The 17,432-nt window shown below is 60.4% G+C and carries 14 protein-coding genes; 10 read left to right on the forward strand and 4 right to left on the reverse strand.

All coding sequences use genetic code 11. From position 1 onward, the window contains the following. Nucleotides 1-291: 291 nt before the first annotated feature. From BN4575_RS03910 to BN4575_RS03925, 4 genes are all read left to right on the forward strand, one after another. Nucleotides 292-2,730, forward strand: coding sequence for a GH92 family glycosyl hydrolase (locus tag BN4575_RS03910; RefSeq protein ID WP_068977222.1), 2,439 nt, complete (start codon nt 292-294; stop codon nt 2,728-2,730). A gap of 423 nt (nt 2,731-3,153) precedes the next feature. Beyond that, on the forward strand, nt 3,154-5,046 hold the full coding sequence (locus BN4575_RS03915; protein ID WP_068977223.1) for a PTS fructose transporter subunit EIIC: 1,893 nt from the start codon (nt 3,154-3,156) through the stop codon (nt 5,044-5,046). A gap of 235 nt (nt 5,047-5,281) precedes the next feature. Next, entirely contained in the window at nt 5,282-6,034 is a 753-nt protein-coding gene (locus BN4575_RS03920; protein ID WP_068977224.1) for a DNA/RNA non-specific endonuclease, read from the forward strand. Between the two features lie 316 nt (nt 6,035-6,350). Then, nucleotides 6,351-7,454, forward strand: a complete 1,104-nt coding sequence (locus BN4575_RS03925) for a YdcF family protein (RefSeq protein ID WP_068977225.1) — start codon at nt 6,351-6,353, stop codon at nt 7,452-7,454. A 71-nt stretch (nt 7,455-7,525) separates the two neighbouring features. Here the strand turns inward: BN4575_RS03925 and BN4575_RS03930 are convergent, their stop codons facing one another. After that, complete coding sequence (locus tag BN4575_RS03930; protein WP_068977226.1) at nt 7,526-7,900, reverse strand: DUF805 domain-containing protein; 375 nt, start codon at nt 7,898-7,900, stop codon at nt 7,526-7,528. Nucleotides 7,901-8,267: 367 nt separating this feature from the next. Between BN4575_RS03930 and BN4575_RS03935 the strand changes: the two genes are divergently transcribed. Together BN4575_RS03935 and BN4575_RS03940 are read left to right on the forward strand one after the other, a co-directional pair. Continuing rightward, entirely contained in the window at nt 8,268-10,193 is a 1,926-nt protein-coding gene (locus tag BN4575_RS03935) for an NAD(P)-binding protein (protein ID WP_068977227.1), read from the forward strand. Continuing rightward, a complete protein-coding gene (locus BN4575_RS03940; protein WP_068977228.1) occupies nt 10,190-11,395 on the forward strand; it encodes a cytochrome c in 1,206 nt (401 codons plus the stop codon). The genes BN4575_RS03935 and BN4575_RS03940 overlap by 4 nt, the downstream gene beginning before the upstream one ends. 88 nt (nt 11,396-11,483) lie before the next feature. Here the strand turns inward: BN4575_RS03940 and BN4575_RS03945 are convergent, their stop codons facing one another. The 3 genes from BN4575_RS03945 to BN4575_RS03955 all read right to left on the reverse strand — a co-directional run bounded on the left by BN4575_RS03945 (nt 11,484) and on the right by BN4575_RS03955 (nt 13,406). Next, on the reverse strand, nt 11,484-11,819 hold the full coding sequence (locus BN4575_RS03945; protein WP_068977229.1) for a DUF3634 family protein: 336 nt from the start codon (nt 11,817-11,819) through the stop codon (nt 11,484-11,486). 105 nt (nt 11,820-11,924) lie between these two features. After that, a complete protein-coding gene (locus BN4575_RS03950; RefSeq protein WP_068977230.1) occupies nt 11,925-12,893 on the reverse strand; it encodes a nucleoside hydrolase in 969 nt (322 codons plus the stop codon). 219 nt (nt 12,894-13,112) lie between these two features. Next, the gene (locus BN4575_RS03955) at nt 13,113-13,406 is read right to left on the reverse strand and encodes a hypothetical protein (protein WP_068977287.1); all 294 of its coding nucleotides are present in this window, start codon (nt 13,404-13,406) and stop codon (nt 13,113-13,115) included. Nucleotides 13,407-13,618: 212 nt separating this feature from the next. Here BN4575_RS03955 and BN4575_RS03960 point away from each other — a divergent pair, with 212 nt between their 5' ends. From BN4575_RS03960 to BN4575_RS03975, 4 genes are read left to right on the forward strand one after another with little or no spacing between them, the layout of a single operon-like run. Continuing rightward, nucleotides 13,619-15,064: a coniferyl aldehyde dehydrogenase gene (locus BN4575_RS03960; protein WP_068977231.1), complete on the forward strand. Its 1,446-nt coding sequence runs from the start codon at nt 13,619-13,621 to the stop codon at nt 15,062-15,064. 41 nt (nt 15,065-15,105) lie between these two features. After that, on the forward strand, nt 15,106-15,720 hold the full coding sequence (locus tag BN4575_RS03965) for a TetR/AcrR family transcriptional regulator (protein ID WP_068977288.1): 615 nt from the start codon (nt 15,106-15,108) through the stop codon (nt 15,718-15,720). Continuing rightward, nucleotides 15,689-16,219, forward strand: a complete 531-nt coding sequence (locus tag BN4575_RS03970) for a hypothetical protein (RefSeq protein ID WP_068977232.1) — start codon at nt 15,689-15,691, stop codon at nt 16,217-16,219. The genes BN4575_RS03965 and BN4575_RS03970 overlap by 32 nt, the downstream gene beginning before the upstream one ends. A gap of 18 nt (nt 16,220-16,237) precedes the next feature. Continuing rightward, a complete protein-coding gene (locus tag BN4575_RS03975) occupies nt 16,238-17,422 on the forward strand; it encodes an iron-containing alcohol dehydrogenase (protein ID WP_068977233.1) in 1,185 nt (394 codons plus the stop codon). Nucleotides 17,423-17,432 lie beyond the last annotated feature (10 nt).

Genomic DNA, 17,432 nt, shown 5'->3' on the forward strand with positions numbered 1-17,432 from the left:
AATATATGTTCAGGCTCAAAGCTTCCTTTGGGCCTCTTTTTTGCTGGGCTCACAAAAACACTCAAAAATATAACGTTCTGTATCACATGATACGCGGATCACAAACAGACAGCCTTGTCACAAAAGTCTAGTGAATGACACTTTTTTACTCTGTCGATGAAACCGGTGGCATGGGAATAATAGAAGTCGCCGGGATTAACCGCGCCGAGCCTTAATATTGCGCAGGTACCGCTCCGGCATCAGAAAAATAGATCATGACTGCTCACCCCCTACCCGATGGAGCCGTTCCATATGTTCAAGAAAAGTATTCTGGCCATTACCCTGACCACCACGCTCACCATGTTATCTGGCTGTGATGCTGATGACAGCACCACCAATAATGACGATCAAAAGCCAACGCCAACCAATGTGTTGCAATACGTGAATCCATTCGTTGGCACTGGTTTTAATGGGCACACCTTTCCCGGCCCTGTAGTACCGGAAGGAATGGTGCAACTGTCGCCGGATACCGAACTGATAGGGTGGCACTCCTCCTCCGGCTATCACTTCGACAAAGATACCCTGTTCGGTTTTTCCCACACCCATCTCTCCGGCACCGGCATGGGGGGGCTGGGGGATATTCTGTTCCTGCCCTTTACCGAAGATAAATCCAAATACATCGAGCAGAACGATGATTACCGCAAAGCCATCTCGGTCAAAATGGACAAAAAGTCCGAGCAAGCCGAGCCTGGTTATTATGCGGTCCGCATCGCCGAAAATGGCATCAAGGCAGAGTTGACCGCCTCCGAGCGGGTGGGCTTTCACCGCTACACCTATCCGCAGGGCCAACCACAACGGCTGAAGATCGACTTGAACTCGATCCTCAACAGCGACTGGGGCTCGAGTTCGCTTCGCAACAAACTCACCGTCAGTGAAGATGGCTACACCATCACCGGCGAACGGGATGCCGCCCACTTTTCCGGCTGGGCGAAAAACCAGAAGATCTTCTTCTATGCGACCTTCGACAAGAAGATCAAAGGGGTCTACATCCTCGCCGGAGGTGTACCGGTAGAGGGGTTGAGCGCCGAGCACAAGGCCAAATCCAAAGCCGATGTCACCGCCTACGTCGAGTTTGAAGAGGGGGATTCTGCCCAGCTGAACGCCAAAGTCGCCCTCTCGGCAGTTGATGCCAGCGGCGCGCGGAACAACTACCAGGCTGAAGGTAATGTGTCGTTTGACGAAGCCCGCACCAACGCCCGCGAGAAGTGGGCCAATGCCCTCAATTTCACCATCGAGGGGGGCAGCAAGGAGCAAAACGAGATCTTCTACACAGCCCTCTATCACACCAAGATCGCCCCCATCGTCCATCAGGATGTGGATGGCAGCTTCCGCGGCATGGGCAAAGGGGCGCAGGCCAAGGGGGAAGGCAGCTACTCCATCTATTACGGTCAGGCGAGCGAAGATCAGCCCAACTTCTCGGTCTACTCACTGTGGGACACCCAGCGGGCGCTGCACCCGCTCAAGACCATCACCGAACCCACCCGCGCTGTGCAATATGCCAAGAACCTGATCCAGAAGTATCAGGAGAGCGGCCTGCTGCCCAAGTGGGAGCATCTGGGGGATGAGACCGGCACCATGGTGGGCTATCCGGCGGTGGTGGTGATTGCCGACGCCATCACCAAATACCCCGATGCCTTCACCGCGCAGGAGAAAAATCTGGCGCTCAAGGCCGCCATCGACTCCTCCACCTATGACAACTACCCGGCGCTGGCCGCCGAGTGGGACAAGGCGGTGCTGGACAAGATCCTGACCAACCACATCGACTACATCGAGAAGAATGGCTTTGCCCCGGCGGTGCAGCGGATCAACGGTCAGCCTGTCGTCCCTGACTACACCCTCGAGTCAGTCTCCTACGGTCTGGAAAACGCCTTCTACGACTGGGCCATCTCCCGGATCGCCAAGGCGGCCGGCAACCCGGCGGCAGAGGCGCGCTATCTGGCTCGTTCGAACGGCTACCAGCGCTACTTCGATCACAATACGGCCGAATATACCCAGTACGGGGTGACCGGGTTCATGCGTCCGGTGATGAACGATGGCACCTTCATGACGCCGTTTGATCCCTATGGCACCGAACATGAGACCGGCAACTATACCGAGGGCAACGCCTGGCAGTGGACCTGGTTTGTCCCCCATGACATTAAGGGGCTGAAAACCGCGATGGGCGGGGAAGCGGCCTTCAAGCAGAATCTGGATGCGACCTTCGCCGCCGAGAGTCAGGGATCGGAGACCGCTGACATGACCGGGATGCTGGGGCAGGTAGCCTTTGGCAACGAACCGTCTCACCATATCCCCTACCTCTACAACTGGACCGCGGAGCCGTGGAAAACCCAGGAGAAGGTCGATTACATCCTCCACACCATGTACACCAACACCCCGGCAGGCATCATAGGTAACGAGGATGTGGGCGCCATGTCTGCCTGGTATGTGATGTCATCACTCGGCTTCTATCAGGTGAATGCGGCAGATGCCGTCTACACCATCGGCCGTCCGCTGTTTGCCAAAGCGACCATCCCGGTCAAGGGGGGAACCTTCACCATCATCGCCGATAACAACAGTGAGAAGAACCGCTATGTCCAGTCGGTCACCATCAATGGCAAACCGCTCAAGGATGGTCTCTTCTTCGAGCACAAGGAGTTTGTGCCGGGGGGCAACCTCCACTTTGTGATGAGCGATACCCCGCCACAGAAGTGATCCCGATAGCATAAAGGTGACATCCATCCCCGATAGGACAAATGTCACTTTGTGATACTGCACGGCTCACCCCGGATGAATAGCAATTTGCTAATCAGGGGTGAGCCGTCTCATTTTCAAGGATGTGGCATCCATCGCACTTTTTGCGCCAAATGGCACAAAACAGCTGATAAAAAGGGCATTAACGCTGCACACAACCTCTTTTTCGCCATCTTTTGATGACCATCACATCTCGCCGTGAATTAAACACAACCAGCTATTGAGTCGCCAATCAACACTTTGAGAGCTGGATCACACCGGCAGAACCATGCAACAAAAATCCAGTTATTGCTACATTCATCGCCTGTCCAACCCCACCCGAGAGGGCAATAATGACACCAATTCACAACGCATGACTTAGCCCTGACGGGAAAGGAGAGTGAGATGTTACCCACCATGACCAACGGCAGACTCATCTGCCTTGAGTTGAAGGCCACCAGCAAGGAGGCCCTGTTCGACGAGATGGCACAGATGCTGGCGCGCGATGGCGCTGTGTCTGATCAACAGCAGTTCGTCAAAGATGTCTGGGCCCGCGAGCAGCTGGACTGCACCGGCTTCGAGCAAGGTGTCGCCCTGCCCCATGCCAAGAGCAAGGCCGTCAGCCGCCCTGCCATTGCCATCGGTGTCAGCCGCCAAGGTATCGAGTACGGCGCCGAAGATGGCAAGCCGACCCAGCTGATCTTCATGATCGCCTCCCCGGATGGCGGCGCCAACCACCACATCGAAGTACTGGCCGAGCTCTCTACCCGTCTGCTGGAACCCGGTTTTATCGAGCAGATGAAGGCCGCCACTACCGTTGAGCAAGCGCTGACCCTGCTCAAACAAGGCCCGAAAATGGAAAAACCCGCCCCTGCCGCCAAACCGGCAGCCACTGCCCCGGCAGCCCCCGAAGAGCGCACCTTCAAGGATCGCCTCAATACCATGAAGCAGCATCTGCTGTTTGGTACCTCCCACATGATCCCCTTCATCGTGGCGGGCGGTGTCCTGCTGTCCCTGTCGGTGATGCTGAGCGGCAAGGGCGCCGTGCCGGAAGCGGGCTTCCTCAAAGACATGGCTACCATGGGTATCGCCGGTCTGACCCTGTTTACCGCTGTGCTGGGTGGCTACATCGCCTACTCACTGGCTGACAAACCGGGCCTGGCCCCGGGCATGATCGGCTCCTGGATTGCCGTTCAGCACTATCAAACCGGTTTCCTCGGCGCCATTCTGGTGGGCTTTATCGCCGGTTTCGTGGTCAATCAGCTCAAGCGGATCAAGCTGCCTGACTCCATGACCTCCCTCGGCTCCATCTTCATCTATCCGCTGATCGGTACCTTCCTGGTGTGTGGCATCGTGATGTGGGGGATCGGTGCCCCGATCGCCGCCATGATGGAAGGGATGAACCACTGGCTCTCCAGCATGGCGGGCTCCGGTAAAGTGATGTTGGGTGCCATTCTGGGTGGTATGACTGCCTTCGATATGGGCGGCCCGGTCAACAAGGTTGCTACCCTGTTTGCCCAGACTCAGGTCAACACCCAGCCCTGGCTGATGGGTGGTGTCGGTATCGCCATCTGTGTGCCGCCACTGGGTATGGCACTGGCCACCTTCATGTCTCCGAAGCGTTACAAGAAAGAAGAGCGTGAATCTGGCAAAGCCGCCGCCATCATGGGCATGATCGGTATCAGTGAAGGTGCCATCCCGTTCGCCGCTGCTGACCCCGTGCGTGTTATCCCGGCCATCGTCGCAGGCGGTATCGTCGGCAACATCACCGGCTTCATGATGCACAGTATCAACCACGCCCCCTGGGGTGGCTGGATTGTCCTGCCGGTTGTTGAAGGCAAGATGGGTTACATCCTGGGTACCATCCTCGGTGCCCTGACCACTGCCATCATCGTCAACCTGCTGAAGAAGCCGGTGAGCGAAGAAGATGACGTGACCACTACCCAAACCAGTTTCGAGATCATTGAAGCCGAAGGTGAAGCTGACGTGCTGGCCATCACAGCCTGCCCGTCCGGTGTTGCCCACACCTTCCTGGCCGCCAAGAGCCTGCAGAAGGCGGCTGCCAAGCAGGGGATCAAGATCAAGGTCGAGACCCAGGGCGCCAACGGCATCATCAACCGCATCACCGCCAAGGATGTCGCCAACGCTCGCTACGTTATCTTCGCTCACGATGTGGCGATCAAATACCGCGAACGCTTCACCGATATCGAAGTCATCGATGTGAAGACCAAAGAGGCGATTCACAATCCGGAAGGTCTGCTGGCCCGCACCCTGGGCAACAAGGCGAACGCCGCCTGATAACCGCCAGACCCGACTCATCACAAGGGGCCCATCACGGGCCCCTTTTCATTGCCTGCCGAGCAACAGCACATCATCCCACCGACCAAGCCACTGATTTAAAACATATTAACCAGTCACATCACGGATATTGGCGAGCCGTCACAGAACGGTGACCGCTAAAAAAACAGCCATTGAAGCGCTGGTCAGATCTCATGTCAAATGGCTCCGCCTACTAAACTGGAGCATCACAAAAATGATAAAAATCAATAAATTGGTTCTGGCTGTTACCCTCACCCTCACTGCTACCCCCTTGCTGGCTGCCCACTGGGCGTGCGGCGAGCACGTGCGCTTCGGCCTCCCCTCCGAATCGGATCAGAAGCTCTGCCGTGAAGGGTATGCCGTCGGCTACAACTACGACTACAAGGTGGCGAACTGGGTCTCCTACCGGATGACTGCCCAGAGCGCACAGGGCACAGTGCCGCGCAAGGATGCCTTCGCCGAGGACAGGGAGATCCCGGTTGCCTACCGCGCCACCCTCGCCGACTACAAGGGTTCGGGCTATGACCGTGGCCATCAGGCCCCGGCGGGGGACATGAAATCGAACAAGAACACCATGAAAGAGAGCTTCCTGCTGAGCAATATGACGCCGCAGATCGGGGTGCTCAACCAGAAGGCGTGGCGCGTGCTGGAGGACAAGGTGAACAAGTGGGCGGTCACCCGCAAGGAGGTGCAGGTGATCACCGGCCCCATCTTTACCGGCTCTGAAGAGTCCATCGGTCAGGGGGTGGCGATCCCGAGCGCCTACTACAAGATCGTGATGGACCCGGCCAGACTGCAGGCCATCGCCTTTATCATGCCGCAGGAAGAGGTGCCCATCAGCCAGATCGCCGACTACCGGGTCTCGGTACGCGAGGTGGAAGAGCAGACCCAGCTCAACTTCTTCAGCGATATGCCCGAAGAGCAGCAAGAGACGCTGGAAGCCCGCATCTCCCCGATGTGGAACTGACTGCGAACACTCGCCAACAGATGGATTGACACCCCATCTATCTTGAATCGAGAGAGAGGCCTTCGCCCCTCACAGCAGGGGGAAGCAGCTTCCCCCTGCCCCTTTTAGATCCCTGCTGGCCCTTTGTTGCCACAGGAATACATCCCTGACAGTGGCAACCCGGCAACCCGCCCCGACTCACAGTTTGCCGCGCCGTTAGCTGGTATATTGCCCCCTCTTTGGCACTAACAGACTGAATTGACGCACTTTTGCCTTATCCCATCGGCCCACAAGCCGACGCACCACGGCGCGATTCAGCCCGACAGAGGACCTTTTGATGAAACAGACCCTTCTTGCCCTGACCCTCGGCGGCCTGCTGGCGCTCTCGCCCCTCGCCCTGCAGGCGGCAGAAAGTTCGATGCAGATGGAGCGCGACCTTAATACCCTGGTCAGCAAACGCCAGACGGTGGACATGCTGCTCGGTGAGGCGCTGCAGATCTACAAGTCGCCAGCCAAGATCTCCCACGCCGGTTTTACCGCCAAGATGCCGAGCAATATGGAGCTGGTGACCGAGCGGCTGTTGGCCGCCTACCAGCTGGAACCCTACCGCACCGACCTGCTGATCTCAGCGGCCAACGCCCAGATCTACAACGGCAACCTGAGCCGCGCCATCACCTTGCTGGAGCAGGCACAGGCCGTCGCCCCCGATGATCTCGACATCAACAGCTATATCGCCATCTGGCAGCTGGTGAAAGGCAACAAGGAGGCCTCCCGCAGCTATCTGGCGAAAGTGGCGGATCGCAACAGCGGCCGCGCCGCCGATCTGGAGGAGATCATCGCCCGGGTGCAGCGGATCACCGCCGCCCCGCTGCAAACCGAACTGACCGGGGATCAGCTCAAGGCCACCAAGGAGGGCAAACGCGCCATCGTCACCCTGGGCTACGCCCTCAATCCCGACGGCAGCATGGACAAGATCCTGCTGGGCCGCCTGCAAACCACGCTGGAGCTGGCCAAGGCCGACCCGGAGGCGCTGCTCATCCTGACCGGTGGCGTGCCGCAGAACCGTCAGACCGAGGGCAAACTGATGGCGGACTGGCTGGCCAACCACGGCATCGACCGCAGCCGCCTGATTGAAGAGAACTACGCCACCAGCACGGTGGACAACGCCCTCTACAGCGCCTATGCCCTCGCCCGCCACCAGATTGACTATGCGGTGCTGGTGAGCTCCGCCAGCCATGTGCGCCGCGGCCAGACGGTGCTGGAAATCGCCTGCGACCAGATTGGCCCGGCCAACATCAAGGTAGCGAGCGTCAGCTACCCCGACAAGCCACTCGAGGATCTGGCCACCCCGAGTGAGAGCGAGCTGCTCGGCATCTACCGCGACGCCCTGCGCACCTACGGCATGTGGAGCTACCGCTCCGCCCCCCTGCTGGAGCGTTGATCGGCCATCAAAACAAAAAAGAGAGGGAGGCGTCATGCCTCCCTCTCTTTTTATTGGCCCAGCAGCTTTCCTTAACTGACCATAAAGCCCTGCGAGGGGGCCGCTTTGGGATCGTCACCGAAGCGGTTCGGTCCCTGCTGGCCGTTGCAAACCATAAAGTAGATGAGCACCAGGGTGCCGATGATGGGGATGAGCCCGAGCAGCAGCCACCAGCCGCTACGGTCGGTGTCGTGCAAGCGACGGGCCGCCACCGCCAATGACGGCAGCAGCACCGCCAGCGAATAGATGGAACTGATCAGCTCCTTGTCGCCGCCAATCAGCTTGTCCACCATGCTGAGCAACAGCATGACGATGACGTTGCACAGCACGAACATCCAGTATTCGGTGCGGCGAGCCCGCCCGTTGAATACCGCATATTGCTTGAGGACCGAGATATACCAGTTCATTGCGCCTCCAGAGTGGCTATCACGCCAGTGAGTAAAAAGAGAGTCGATAAAACAAGTAGTTAAAAGCTTAACGCGATCACTCCCCCGAGTCGACAAAGATGCCCGAACGCCTCCAAAACTAATCAACTGCGGCAATCATTGACCGGCCCAAGCCGGGAGATCTGCGCCCCTGCGACAGGGCAAATCATCCCCATCAGCGCATCACTCTCGTCACAAGCAGGAAAATGGTGCTTAATAATCCATTAGCAATCGTATGGACTCAGCGTGAGGATAACGGTAGATTCTGCGCCCAATCCTGAACAGGATCTGTGTCTCCCTCCCATAATGAATCCACTTATTCATTACTTCTCCTAACACAGGGATTGCCATGAGTATTACACGCAGAGATTTTCTCAATGGCGTTGCCATCACCATTGCGGCAGGCATCGCCCCCATCAATCTGCTCAAGGCTGCCGAAGGCGGCAGCGCGCTGGCGGATAAAACCCTGGCCTACCCGCCCGCCCTCACCGGTCTGCGCGGCAACCACCCGGGCTCTTTCGAACCGGCCCACAGCATCGCCCGTGACGGCAAGCAGTATGACTTCGCCAATATTCCCCTAGAGGGGGAGGTCGATCTGGTGATCGTTGGCGCCGGGATCAGCGGTCTGGCCGCCGCCTGCTTCTATCAGCAACTGCTCGGCGCGGATAAGAAGATCCTGCTGCTCGACAACCACGATGACTTTGGCGGCCACGCCAAGCGCAACGAGTTCACCACCCCCGATGGCCTGCGGCTGGCTTACGGCGGCAGTGAGTCCCTGCAATCACCGCGTTCGGTCTACAGCCCGGTGGCGCTGGGGCTGCTCAAGGCGCTGGAGGTCAACATCGACGAGCTGGCCAAAGGGTTCCAGCAGACCTTCTATCCGGCTCTGGGGCTCAGTCGCGGCGTCTATTTCGACGAGAAGCACTTTGGCGTCAACAAGATAGTGAGCGGGGACCCGGGTCACAACGTGGCGGACGACATCCCCCGCGATCGGCTGAACGGCCGTCCGCTGGCGGAGTTTATCGGTGACTTCCCCCTCGATGATGCCGACAAGGCTGCCCTGCTGGCCCTGCACGAATCGAAGATCGACTACCTGAGCGGCATGACCCGCGAGCAGCAGGACCAGTGGGTGACCCGCAACAGCTACACCAGCTTCCTGCGTGATAAGGTGGGCCTCAGCGAGCGGGCGATCACTTACTTCCAGCAGCGCACCAACGACTTTCAAGCGGTCGGCATCGACGCCACCGCCTGTGCCGATGCGCGCCTCTGCGCCTTGCCGGGGTTCGACGGCCTCAATCTGACGCCGCTGGATGCCGAGGAGCAGGCAGAGCTGGACGACCCGTATATCTTCCACTTCCCCGATGGCAACGCCGGTCTCACCCGCCTGATGGTGCGCAAGCTCATTCCGCAGGTGGCGCCGGGCCACACCATGCAGGATGTGGTGCTGGCCAAGTTTGACTACAGCAAACTCGACCTGCCTGAGCACAAGGTGCAACTGCGCCTTGGCAGCACGGCGTTGCAGGCCAAAAACGTGCGCCTCGCCGACGGCAAGCTGGCGGTGGATGTCACCTACATCAAGGAGGGGAAACTGCACCGGGTGCGGGCCAAGCAGTCGATCATGGCTGGCTACAACATGATGATCCCCTACATGGTGCCCGAGATGCCGGAGCCCCAGAAGGAGGCGCTGCGCCAGAATGCCAAAGCGCCGCTGGTCTACACCAAGGTGGTGATCAAGAACTGGCAAGCCTTCGTCAAGCTGGGGGTACACGAGGTCTACTCCCCCGCCGCACCCTACAGCCGGGTCAAGCTCGACTATCCGGTCAGCATGGGTGGCTACGAGCATCCCAAGAGCCCGGATCAGCCGATGTGCCTGCACATGGTCTATGTGCCGACCCTGCCGGGCAGCGGCCTCTCGGCCCGCGAACAGTCCCGCAAGGGGCGCGCCATGATCCTCGGCATGCCGTTCGAACAGCATGAGCAGATGATCCGCGAGCAGTTGCAGGGGATGCTCGGCAGCGCCGGTTTCAACCATGAGCAGGATATCCTCGCCATCACGGTCAACCGCTGGTCTCACGGCTACTCCTATGTCACCAACACCCTGTTTGATGACGAAGCACAGTGCGAAAAATGGATTGAGCTGGGTCGCCAGCCGATCGGCAACATCACCATCGCCAACTCGGATGCAGGCTGGAGCCCCTACGCCCACGCCGCCATTGACGAAGCGTGGCGCGCCGTCAATGAGCTGGTGGCCATGAGCAAGGGAGGTGTCCAATGAGCCGCACCCTGTCACTGACGGCCAGCGCCCTGCTGCTGGCCCTGCCCGCTCTGGGCGCCAACGCAGCCCCCGCCATGTCGGCGGGGGAATACGTGGCCAAGCTCGGCGATTGCGCTGCCTGTCACACCAGCGAGACCAGCAAGCCGCTGGCGGGCGGCAAAGGGTTCCCGACCCCCATCGGCACCGTATTTGCCACCAACATCACCCCGGACAAGACCCACGGTATCGGCAACTACAGCCTGCCGGAGTTCATCAAGGTGATGCGCGAAGGGGTGGCCCGCGATGGCCATCGCCTCTATCCGGCCATGCCCTACACCGCCTATGCCAAGATGAGCGATAAGGATCTCGAAGATCTCTATCACTATCTGATGAAGGAGGTGCAGCCGCTGGCCATCGCCAACAGGGAGAGCGACATCCCCTGGCCCCTCAACATGCGCTGGCCGCTGATGGGCTGGAACTGGCTCTATCACGATGACAGCCGCTTCACCCCGGTGGCTGGCAAGAGCGAAGAGTGGAACCGCGGCGCCTATCTGGTGCAGGGTGCCGGTCACTGCGGCAGCTGCCACACCCCTCGCGGATTGGGGATGCAGGAGAAAGCGCTGACCGAGGCGGATCCCGTCTACCTGAGCGGGGCGGCGCTGGATGGCTGGTATGCCCCCGACATTCGCGGCAGCCGTTACAGCAAGCAGGCGCTGATCGACCTGCTGAAAACCGGCCGCAGTCAGCATGAAGCGGTCGCGGGCCCCATGGGGGAAGTGATCACTCACAGCAGCCAGTATTTCAGCAACGCCGATCTGGCCAGCATCGCCACCTATCTGACCGATCTGAAAGATGAACCGGTGGCGGAGAAAGGGGCCCGCGCCTACGCCAGTGCCAGCGGCAAGGCGGACTACGCCATGTACTGCTCCACCTGTCACGGGGTCAACGGCCAGGGCAATGACCACGTCATCCCCTCGCTGGTCAACAACCGCACCGTGCTGGCGAGCGATCCGTCGAGCCTGATCAACGTGCTGCTGCACGGTGCCGAGACCCCGGTCACCCACGGCCATCTGGGTTACCACATGCCGGGCTATGGCTGGACCATGGATGACGAGCGGATCGCCGAACTGGTCAACACCCTGCGCGCCTCCTGGGGCAATGAAGGCACCGCCGTCAAGGCGGCGGCGGTCAAGGCCCAGCGCGAGCTGCACGGCAAGGAGTAAGGGCTGTCAGCTCTCTCTTGGCCAAGTGCCATAAAAAACGGGCCTCCACTGGAGGCCCGTTTGCTATTGATGAACCTTGCTCTGGTGCTTATCCCTTGCGGGATTTGGGACCCGGCAGCGGCGCCGCCGGCTGGCGGTAATCGCTATAGGGGAAGATATTGCGAAAACGCTGAGCCACCGGCTCGGGGATGGAGCGGGAAAAGATCAGCTTCACGCCATCGCCATCGCGCTGCCCCACAATGCGACCACGCACCATGTCGTGGCGCAGGATCTGCTTGGCGTGCTCAATAAAGGCAGGGGATACTTTGCCCCGCTTGACCACCACCTTGCCGGGAGCAAGGCGGATCTCGAACAGGGCGCCACGCCCCAGCTTCATCAACCACCAGATCAGGGCTATCGCCACTATCAAGGAAATCCAGGCCATCTCCATCCCTCCCAAGGTCTTGATATCAAGCAGTATAAGCGGCGGTGCGCCCCGATTGTTTGGCGCCGATCACAGCCCCCGCGTCAGCGCGATACAAGGTCACCCTCAGCAATCCTTGCCCCAGGCCACCAGCGTCTCGCGATAGAGCGCCAGCAGCGCCTGATCCCGCACCGCCACCCCGACCTGCTGGGCACGATAGTCGGCCCAGCCGTCGTGGGGGTGGGATCTGCCATCGAATTTTTGCAGGGTATGACCGATGGCGGGCCCCTCGTTGATGACCCGCACCGGCCCTTCCCGCAGGGTAAAGAGGGTCGGATCTATCACGTAGGCGATGGCGGAGGGATCGTGCACGTGGCAGCCATCCAGGCCGATGCGCTCCGAATAGAAGCGCAGGTAGAAACGGCTCACCTCCCACAGGAAACGACCCGGCTCGCCCGCGTCATCGCGCAGCGCATCCAGATAGGCGCTGCTGAAGAAGCTCTGCTGGGTCACGTCCAGCCCGATGATCACCACAGGCCAATCGGCGGTAAACACTCGGTCGGCAGCATCGGGATCATCGTGAACATTGGCCTCGGCATAGGGGGTCACGTTGCCACGATGGCCGTTGACGCCAAAGGCGCCCCCCATCACCACCACCTGCTTTACCAGAGTGGTGATCTCAGGCGCCTCCTGCAGTGCCAGCGCCAGATTGGTGAGCGGGCCGATAGTGACTATGGTGATCTCTCCCGGCGCGGCTTTCACAGCCTCGACCATGTATTGCCAGGCGGGACGGGGATCCGGCGCGATAGTCACCTCCCCCGCCTCTATGTCGCCAAAGCCGCTCGGGCCGTGGACTATGGTGGTGGGGCCGACCGGTTCGCGCAGCAGCGGGGCAGCAGCGCCTTTGGCCACATCCGCCTTCATGCCATATTTCTGCTTGAGCCAGAGGGCGTTATGGGTGCCATTGTCGATGGTGGCGTTGCCAAAAACGGTGGTGATGGCGAGCAGCTCGATAGCGGGGTGGGCCTCGGCAAACAGGATGGCCATGGCATCGTCGATACCCGGGTCGGTATCGAGAATAATTTTATGGGTCATGAGAAATTCCTACGGCGACAAGCCCAGCGATAAAAGGGAGAGTCTACCCGGCTGACGGCCTCGTATCCCGGCATGGGATCACAGACCGGGCCTTTGCCCTCGGCGGCGAGGGGGCTCTGGCGACAATCAGCACAAAAAACAGCGCGGCCCTGTTGCCAGCGCCGCGCCATAGGATTGTTCGTTATCTGCTATCTGGCACTGCTCTGCCTGACTGCGCCCTCAGTGCTTGCGATGCCAGCGCGGTGAGGTCGCCTTCTCCCCCCAGGGGGTAACGCAGGGCAGCAGCGCCCCTTCAATGACCACCTCGCTGCCCGCCAGCGCCTCGGCGATCTTCTGGTGCAGCACCCGCAGCACCTTGCCCTCGTGTTCGGACAGAGAGTGGCCGGCAGCAAAAAACTCCGGCTGATATTGCAGTGCCAGCTTCTGGGCAAACTCATAGGTGTTGAAGCAATCCGGCATCCGCTCAACCACATCGTCAAGCCGGGCCAACAAGCTGTTCAGTTCCCTGGTCATCATGATCTCTCCTTGTCGGTTAATAACCAAAACCTACCCCTTATTGGATAAGCCACCAATGAGCAAACCACAAAAATGTGGTGGGGCACACAGTTCTCTCTTGCGTCCAGCTCGCGGTGAGCGGGAAACAGCTTGCCAGCTTTACATTCTTGCAACAAAGCGCTAAATTCAGACCGACTAATCAGTCGGTCACTTTTCATTCGGAGAACAACATGGGTGCGGCGCAGCGTCAACACAATCCAGAAGATATCCTCGCCATCAAATTATCCTTACCAGACCATCTGGCGCGGCTAAAGCGTGCGAGTCTGGCCCACCCCATGCCGACACTGGCCGAGCGAAAAGCACAACTGAACAAGCTCAAACAGGCGCTGCTCGCCAACAAGGGGCAGCTGTGCAAAGCCCTGGCAGAGGACTATGGCCAGCGCAGTGAATACGACAGCCTGATCGCCGATGTACTGCCCTGCATCATGCAGATCAACTACACCCAGAAGCGGCTCAAACGCTGGATGCAGCCACACCGCCGCCACACCGGCCTGCTGCTGGCCCCCGCCAAAGTGGAGGTGCACTTCCAGCCGCTCGGGGTGGTCGGCATTATCGTGCCGTGGAACTTTCCGGTGATGCTGAGCCTTGGCCCACTCATCACTGCCATTGCGGCGGGCAACCGGGCGATGCTGAAACTCTCCGAGTTCACCCCCCATACCAATGCCGTGCTGCGCACCCTGCTCACCAGCGTATTTGACGAAAACGAGATCGCCATCATCGAGGGGGATGCCCAGATGGCGGCAGCGTTCAGCTCGCTGCCGTTTGATCACCTGCTCTTTACCGGCTCCACCATGGTGGGCAAGCTGGTGATGGCCGCCGCCGCGCCCCAGCTCACCCCCCTCACCCTTGAGCTGGGTGGCAAGAGCCCCTGTCTCATCGCCCCCGACATGCCGGTCGCCACCGCGGTCGAGCGGATGATCTTCGGCAAGAGCCTCAACGCCGGGCAGATCTGCGTCGCCCCCGACTATGTACTGCTGCCCCGCAGCGAGGTGGATAACTTTATCGCCGCCTATCGCAGCCACTTCAGCAAGCTCTACCCGCAAGGGCTCAATAGTGCCGACTACGGCGCCATCATCAACGACCGTCAGTATCAGCGCCTCGTCAGCTGGCTGGAGGAGGCCGAGCAGGCCGGGGCCCAGATCCACCCCTGTGCGAGCCCGGCCCGTGACGATCAGCGCCGCCTGCTGATCCCGCACCTGCTCACTGGAGTACCCGACCGCTGCCAGGTGATGCAGCAGGAGATCTTCGGCCCGCTGTTGCCGCTTATTCCCTACGACACCCTGGAGGAGGCGCTCGCTTATGTGGCCGAGCGGCCCCGCCCGCTGGCGCTCTATCTGATGAGCTTCGACTCCGAGCTGCAGGCACGGGTGACCCGGGAGACCCACTCTGGCGGCATGGCGATCAACGAGAGTCTGTTTCAGGTGGCTGCCGATGATGTGCCGTTTGGCGGCATCGGCGCCTCCGGCATGGGCCACTACCACGGCCACGAGGGGTTTCTCACCTTCTCCAAGGCGAAAACCGTGCTGACCCGCGGTAAGTTCACCACCGGCTCGCTGATCCATCCGCCCTACAAAGGCTGGATCCAGAAGCTGATGATGGCCTTTTTCCTGCGCTGATGGAGAACCACGCCATGAGTCAGTCCGCGCAGCAAAAACCGCTGTCACCGCCGATGACCGACAAGCGTCGCCAGATCCTGGATGCCGCCCTCGCCTTGTGTGCCGAAGATGGCCTGCAAGGGGCCGCCACCGCCCGCATCGCCAAAGCGGCCGGGGTCGCCAATGGCACCCTGTTCCACCACTTCCCAAGCAAGGAGGCACTGATCCTCCAGCTCTATCAGGATGTGAAAACCCGGATGGGGGCCGCCATCCATGAAGCAGACCCCACCCTGCCGCTGTACGACCAGACCCGCCACTATTGGCAACTGGCGATGGGGTGGATGCAGGCCCACCCCAACGAGCTCAAATTTGTGTTGGGTTTCTTTCACTCCCCGCTGCTGGCCAGACCGGCTCGCAGTCAGATCTTGCACGAGGCGTTGCGTTTTCTGCCCGCCCTGCTGGCAAAAGGACAGGCCAGCGGCGAGCTGATGAACGCTCCCGCACCACTACTGCTGGAAGTGTGTCAGGGGCAATTTCTTGCCTGTGCCTCACTGTTTGTCGATCAACCCCACCTTGGGCAGGATGCCTACTGGCAAGCCAGTGCATTCGCCCTGTTCTGGTCAGCCATCTCAGGAGCCAATCCCCATGCGCCTTTCCATACCAACATGGAAGTTTGAATCTGCGGCAGCCCTTGGCCGCAGCCTCTGGATCACCACCCTGCTGTGGGTGGTGGGTCGCACCCTCTGCCGCGCCGCCCGCACCGACGAGGCGGTACGACGGGAGCTTGCGCCACTGCAAGACGGGCAGGCAATCCGCCTTGAAGTCTGCGGTATCGCTTACGCCATGAACATGCACAAGCAGGGTGGCCGCTGGTATCCCGGCGCGCCAGTCGCCCCTCATGCCACCCTCCATCCGCTGCGGGTGCGCTTCAAGCACCCCAATATCGCCTTTCGCACCCTCAGTTTTCGGCTCGGGGTCAATCAGGCGTTTGGTGAAAACCGGCTGTTGGTGGAGGGGGACCTGACCGTCGCCATGCAACTGGTGCGGGGGCTTGAGCAGATGCAGTCCCTGATCCTGCCCGCCTTTATCGCGCGCACTTTGCTGCGTGACTATCCAGCCCCGACCAACAAACTCGGTCGGGCATGCAACATCTATCTGGGTCTGGTGACCGGCTAACGTGCAAGGAGCCTTTAAATGAGCCGCTACTACGATTTTTTCTGCCCGGTCAAACTGTTGGCCGGTGAACAGGCGCTGGAGCAGTTGGCCAGTGAACTGGCCAGCCTCGGGGCACGCCGCCCGCTGCTGCTGACCGACAAGGGGGTCAATGCCACTGGCCTTGCCACCCTGTTGGCCAATGTGCTGGCCGAGGGAGAGCTGCCGGTCGCAGCCATCTGGGACGAGATCCCGGCCGACTCTTCCACCGCCGTGGTGGAGCGGATCGCCAAACGCTACCGCGAGCTTGCCTGCGACAGTCTAGTGGCGCTGGGGGGCGGCTCGGTCATCGACACCGCCAAGGCAGTCAACATTCTCACTTCCATGGGGGGGGATCATCTGCTCGACTACTCGGGCGCCGGTTGCCTGACCCGTCCCCTCAAGCCGCTGGCGGTGGTGCCCACCACGGCGGGCACAGGATCAGAAGTGACATTGGTTGCAGTGATCAAGGATGAGGCGAGCGGGCGCAAGGTGCCCTTCACCTCCCCCTTCCTGCTGCCCCAGCTGGCGGTGCTCGACCCGCGCCTGACTCAGGGACTGCCGCTCAATATCACCGCCGCTACCGCCATGGACGCCATGACCCACGCCATCGAAGCCTTTATCGGCACAGCGAAAAACCCAGTGAGCGATGCGCTGGCCCTGATGGCAGTGGAGAAGATCGCCAGCGCCCTGCCGCAAATCATCCACGACCCGCAAAACAAACAGCTGCGACTGCAACTGGCGGAAGGCTCCACGCTGGCTGGCATGGCTTTTTCCAACTCCATGGTGGGGCTGGTGCACGCCCTCGGCCACAGTCTGGGAGCCCGCTGCCATCTGCCCCACGGGCTGTGCATGAACCTCTTTTTGCCGACCGTGCTCGACTACAACCGCCCCGAGGTGGATAACGAGCTGGCCCGGCTGCTGTTGCCGCTGGTGGGTGCAGAGCGCTTTGCCGCCACCCCCGCCCACCAGCGGGCGGAGGCGACCATCACCGCCATCCGCACCCTGCGCGATACCTTATGGCAAGCGGTCAAGCTGCCACGTACCCTCAACGAAGCAGGTGTGAGCGATCGCTCGCTGCTGGGGGAGATCCGCGATCTGGCGATCAACGACGGCGCCATGCTGTTCAATCGTAAAGATGCCGATCGTGAGCAGTTACTTACCCTGCTGGAGCGTGCCTGGGCCTGATCCCGGCACT

The sequence above is a fragment of the Aeromonas sp. EERV15 genome, from assembly GCF_900079845.1.
Classification (GTDB): domain Bacteria; phylum Pseudomonadota; class Gammaproteobacteria; order Enterobacterales; family Aeromonadaceae; genus Aeromonas; species Aeromonas sobria.